The sequence below is a fragment of the Streptococcus sp. GMD1S genome, assembly GCF_000296875.1.
In the GTDB taxonomy this organism is placed as follows: domain Bacteria; phylum Bacillota; class Bacilli; order Lactobacillales; family Streptococcaceae; genus Streptococcus.
The window spans coordinates 1-5,450 of the sequence record NZ_AJQY01000059.1; the positions used below are offsets into that span (position 1 = coordinate 1).

Below are 5,450 nucleotides of genomic sequence, written 5' to 3' on the forward strand. Positions count from 1 at the left end.
TCGCATCTATATTGAGCCTCAAATGGATGAGACCTTTCAAGGTGCCTATGCAGAAGCCATAAAAAACTGGAATCAAACGGGAGCCTTTACCTTTGAGGTGGTTGCGGATCCTAGTCAGGCAGATATTGTGGCAAGTGAAATGAATGATGGATCGACTGCTGTAGCAGGTCAAGCCGAGAGTCAAACCAATTTGTTAACCAAACAATTTATATCTGTAACGGTTCGCCTGAATCACTATTATCTATCCAATCCAAACTATGGTTATTCTTATGAACGGATCGTGCACACGGCGGAGCACGAGCTGGGGCATGCCATCGGATTGGATCATACCAACGAAACTTCTGTCATGCAGCCAGCAGGTTCTTACTATGGAATTCAGCCTCAGGATGTGAAGGCTGTTCAAGAACTCTATACCAGAAGCGACTAGATGAAGTCGGTGCAATCTGAAATGAAATCAAAGCTCCTCCATCAAGTGATTGGTGGGGCTTTTTGTTCGTCCTGTTACGGCCTTTTTGCTATAATGGAACTATGAATAACTTGATCAAATCAAAACTAGAGCTCTTGCCGACCAGCCCTGGTTGTTACATTCACAAGGATAAAAATGGCACCATTATCTATGTAGGAAAGGCTAAAAATCTGCGTAACCGCGTGCGGTCTTATTTCCGTGGAAGTCATGATACCAAGACGGAGGCTCTGGTGTCTGAAATTGTGGATTTTGAATTTATCGTCACTGAGTCCAATATTGAGGCACTTCTCCTAGAAATCAACCTGATTAAGGAAAATAAGCCCAAGTACAATATTATGCTCAAGGATGATAAGTCCTATCCCTTCATCAAAATCACCAATGAGCGTTATCCTCGCTTGATTATCACCCGTCAGGTCAAAAAGGACGGAGGTCTTTATTTTGGACCTTATCCTGATGTGGGAGCGGCCAATGAAATCAAGCGACTACTGGATCGGATTTTTCCTTTTCGGAAATGTACCAACCCGCCGTCTAAGGTTTGTTTTTACTACCATATCGGCCAATGTATGGCCCACACCATCTGTCAGAAAGATGAGGCTTATTTCAAGTCCATGGCTCAGGAGGTTTCTGATTTCCTAAAAGGACAGGATGACAAAATCATCGATGACCTCAAGGGGAAGATGGCATCCGCAGCTCAAAGTATGGAGTTTGAACGTGCGGCGGAATACCGTGACCTGATTCAGGCGATTGGAACACTTCGGACCAAGCAAAGGGTCATGGCTAAAGATTTGCAAAATCGGGACGTCTTTGGCTACTATGTGGATAAGGGCTGGATGTGTGTTCAGGTTTTCTTTGTCCGTCAGGGAAAACTCATCGAGCGGGATGTCAATCTTTTCCCCTACTACAATGATCCAGATGAGGACTTCTTGACCTACGTGGGACAATTCTATCAAGAAAAATCTCACCTGGTTCCCAATGAAGTATTGATTCCGCAGGATATTGACGAAGAAGCCGTCAAGGCCTTGGTGGATACCAAGATTCTCAAACCCCAACGTGGGGAAAAAAAACAACTGGTCAATCTAGCCATCAAAAATGCCCGTGTTAGTCTGGAGCAGAAGTTCAATCTGCTAGAAAAATCAGTCGAAAAGACCCAAGGAGCTATTGAAAATCTGGGACGCTTGCTCCAAATCCCGACCCCAGTCCGTATCGAGTCCTTTGATAACTCTAATATCATGGGAACCAGTCCTGTTTCAGCTATGGTGGTCTTTGTCAATGGCAAACCGAGTAAAAAAGACTACCGAAAGTACAAGATAAAAACGGTTGTTGGCCCAGATGACTATGCTAGTATGCGAGAGGTTATTCGCAGACGTTATGGCCGAGTTCAACGTGATGGTTTAACCCCGCCAGATTTGATTGTGATTGATGGGGGACAAGGTCAAGTCAATATCGCAAAGCAAGTCATCCAAGAAGAGCTAGGTTTGGATATCCCAATTGCAGGTCTGCAAAAGAATGACAAGCACCAAACCCATGAACTGCTCTTTGGAGATCCACTGGAAGTGGTGGAGTTGTCTCGCAATTCTCAAGAATTCTTTCTCCTCCAACGCATCCAGGATGAGGTGCACCGCTTTGCTATCACCTTCCACCGCCAACTGCGCTCAAAAAATTCCTTTTCTTCACAACTGGATGGGATTGACGGTCTGGGACCTAAACGCAAACAGAATCTCATGAAGCATTTTAAATCTCTCACTAAAATCAAGGAAGCTAGTGTGGATGAAATTGTCGAAGTGGGTGTGCCAAGAGCAGTCGCAGAAGATGTGAAAAGAAAGTTGAACCCTCAGGAAGAAGTGGAATTGGCTCAAGTGGCGGAAGAAAGAGTGGACTACCAAACAAAAGGAGATTATGATGAACCATAAAATCGCAATTTTATCAGATATTCATGGAAATGTGACTGCCTTAGAAGCAGTGATTGCAGATGCTAAAGCACAAGGAGTCAGTGAATACTGGCTCATGGGAGACATTTTCCTCCCTGGTCCAGGTGCAAATGACTTGGTCGCTCTGTTAAAGGAACTTTCTATCACTACAAGTGTTCGAGGCAATTGGGATGATTGTGTCCTTGAGGCTTTAGATGGGCAATATGGCTTGGAAGACCCACAGGAAGTCCAGCTCTTGCGTATGACGCAGTATTTGATGGATCGAATGGATCCTGCAACGATTGACTGGCTACGAAGCTTACCTATGCTAGAAAAGAGAGAAGTTGACGGACTGCGTTTTTCTCTTTCTCATAATTTGCCAAATAAGAACTATGGTGGTGACTTGCTAGTTGAGAATGATACAGAGAAATTTGACCAACTCCTAGATGATGAAGTTGATGTGGCAGTCTATGGTCATGTTCACAAGCAGTTGCTTCGTTATGGCAGTCAAGGGCAACAAATCATCAATCCAGGGTCGATTGGCATGCCCTATTTTAATTGGGAGGCGTTAAAAAATCACCGTGCTCAGTATGCTGTGATAGAAGTAGAATATGGGGAATTAGTAAACATTCTATTCCGAAAAGTTGCTTATGACTATGAAGCAGAGTTAGAATTGGCCAAGTCCAAGGGTCTTCCTTTTATCGAAATGTATGAAGAACTACGCCGAGATGACAACTATCGGGGGCACAATCTAGAACTCTTAGCTAGTTTAATTGAAAAGCATGGGTATGTTGAGGATGTGAAGAAATTTTTGGAGGCTATAAAGTCAGAATATAAGGTAGACTAGTTTCTTAAAACCCCTGAAAATTAGTTGGAACTGGATGAGGAAAAATCTGATTTTAATGATAAGTTTAAATCCAGGACTTCATCCGTGTTCCAATTTCTTTCTATGAAAAATCTCTGCAAGCTCTTTCAAAATATGGTAGAATGGATGCAGTAGAATTAGAAAAGGAAATCGATTATGAAATTTCTTGAATTAAATAAAAAACGTCATGCGACTAAGCATTTTACTGATAAACCGGTAGATCCCAAAGATGTGCGTACGGCTATCGAAATCGCAACCTTGGCCCCAAGTGCCCACAACAGCCAGCCATGGAAGTTTGTGGTTGTTCGTGAGAAAAATGCTGAATTGGCAAAATTGGCTTATGGTTCGAACTTTGAGCAGGTATCAGCAGCACCTGTAACCATTGCCTTGTTTACCGACACAGATTTGGCTAAACGTGCTCGTAAGATTGCCCGAGTTGGCGGCGCTAATAACTTCTCTGAAGAGCAACTTCAATATTTTATGAAGAATCTGCCAGCTGAATTTGCGCGTTACAGTGAACAACAAGTCAGCGACTACCTAGCCCTCAATGCAGGTTTGGTTGCCATGAACTTGGTTCTTGCTCTGACAGACCAAGGAATCGGTTCTAACATTATTCTTGGATTTGACAAATCAAAAGCCAACGAAGTTTTGGACATTGAAGACCGATTCCGTCCAGAACTCTTGATCACAGTTGGATACACAGATGAGAAATTGGAACCAAGCTACCGCTTGCCAGTAGATGAAATTATCGAGAAGAGATAGGAAGAAAAAATGACAGTTATTGATTTTACAGCAGAAGTAGAAAAACGCAAAGAAGACCTCTTGGCTGACTTGTTTAGCCTTTTGGAAATCAACTCAGAACGTGATGACAGCAAAGCCGATGCTGAGCATCCATTTGGACCTGGTCCAGTAAAAGCCTTGGAAAAATTCCTTGAAATCGCAGACCGTGATGGCTATCCAACTAAAAATGTTGATAACTACGCAGGACATTTTGAGTTTGGTGAAGGAGAAGAAGTTCTCGGAATCTTTGCTCACATGGACGTGGTGCCAGCTGGTAGCGGTTGGGACACGGACCCTTATACACCAACTATCAAAGACGGTCGCCTTTATGCGCGTGGAGCTTCAGACGACAAGGGGCCTACAACAGCTTGTTACTATGGTTTGAAAATCATCAAAGAATTGGGGCTTCCAACTTCTAAAAAAGTTCGTTTCATCGTCGGAACAGATGAAGAATCAGGCTGGGCAGACATGGACTACTACTTTGAACATGTAGGACTTGCGAAACCAGACTTCGGTTTCTCTCCAGATGCTGAATTCCCTATCATCAATGGTGAAAAAGGGAATATCACAGAATATCTCCATTTTGCAGGTGAAAATACTGGTGCAGCTCGCCTTCACAGCTTCACAGGTGGTTTGCGTGAAAACATGGTACCTGAATCAGCAACAGCAGTTGTTTCAGGTGACTTGGCTGACTTGCAAGCTAAACTAGATGCTTTTGTTACAGAACACAAACTCAGAGGAGAACTCCAAGAAGAAAACGGCCAGTACAAGGTGACTGTGATTGGTAAATCAGCTCATGGTGCTATGCCTGCATCAGGTGTCAATGGTGCGACCTACCTTGCCCTTTTCCTCAGCCAGTTTGACTTTGCAGGACCTGCAAAAGACTACCTTAACATCGCTGGTAAGATTCTTTTGAACGACCATGAGGGTACAAATCTCAAGGTTGCTCATGTAGATGAAAAGATGGGTGCCCTTTCTATGAATGCCGGTGTCTTCCGCTTTGATGAAACAAGTGCTGACAATACGATTGCCCTCAACTTCCGTTATCCAAAAGGAACAAGTCCAGAGCAAATCAAGTCAATCCTTGAAAACTTGCAAGTGGCTTCAGTTAGTCTTTCTGAACACGGCCATACCCCTCACTATGTGCCAATGGAAGATCCGCTTGTGCAAACCTTGTTGAATGTCTATGAAAAACAAACTGGTCTCCAAGGTCACGAGCAAGTCATCGGTGGTGGTACCTTTGGTCGCTTGCTGGAACGTGGGGTTGCCTACGGTGCTATGTTCCCAGACTCAATCGATACCATGCATCAAGCCAATGAATTTATCGCCTTGGACGATCTCTTCCGAGCAGCAGCAATCTATGCTGAGGCTATCTATGAATTGATCAAATAAAACGATAGAAGTCTGAGATGTTATGCTTGGACTTCTTTTT

5 protein-coding genes are annotated in these 5,450 nt (G+C 43.7%); all 5 read left to right on the forward strand.

The annotated features are described in order from the left end of the window. The coding region (locus GMD1S_RS06470; protein WP_000306226.1) for a M57 family metalloprotease at positions 1-427 on the forward strand (427 nt) is incomplete at its 5' end. A gap of 101 nt (positions 428-528) precedes the next feature. Next, a complete protein-coding gene (uvrC, locus tag GMD1S_RS06475; protein WP_001061160.1) occupies positions 529-2,376 on the forward strand; it encodes an excinuclease ABC subunit UvrC in 1,848 nt (615 codons plus the stop codon). Beyond that, positions 2,366-3,220 carry a metallophosphoesterase family protein gene (locus GMD1S_RS06480; RefSeq protein ID WP_001015770.1) on the forward strand — a complete coding sequence of 285 codons (855 nt, stop codon included), beginning with the start codon at positions 2,366-2,368 and terminating at the stop codon, positions 3,218-3,220. The genes uvrC and GMD1S_RS06480 overlap by 11 nt, the downstream gene beginning before the upstream one ends. A gap of 174 nt (positions 3,221-3,394) precedes the next feature. After that, positions 3,395-4,000, forward strand: a complete 606-nt coding sequence (locus GMD1S_RS06485; RefSeq protein ID WP_000670151.1) for a nitroreductase family protein — start codon at positions 3,395-3,397, stop codon at positions 3,998-4,000. A 9-nt stretch (positions 4,001-4,009) separates the two neighbouring features. Continuing rightward, positions 4,010-5,410 carry a dipeptidase PepV gene (gene pepV, locus GMD1S_RS06490; RefSeq protein ID WP_000215924.1) on the forward strand — a complete coding sequence of 467 codons (1,401 nt, stop codon included), beginning with the start codon at positions 4,010-4,012 and terminating at the stop codon, positions 5,408-5,410. Positions 5,411-5,450: the final 40 nt, after the last annotated feature.

Coding starts and splice junctions, on each gene's coding strand:
- uvrC (WP_001061160.1), top strand. CDS start 529: ATGAATAACTTGATCAAATCAAAACTAGAGCTCTTGCCGACCAGCCCT.
- GMD1S_RS06480 (WP_001015770.1), top strand. CDS start 2,366: ATGAACCATAAAATCGCAATTTTATCAGATATTCATGGAAATGTGACT.
- GMD1S_RS06485 (WP_000670151.1), top strand. CDS start 3,395: ATGAAATTTCTTGAATTAAATAAAAAACGTCATGCGACTAAGCATTTT.
- pepV (WP_000215924.1), top strand. CDS start 4,010: ATGACAGTTATTGATTTTACAGCAGAAGTAGAAAAACGCAAAGAAGAC.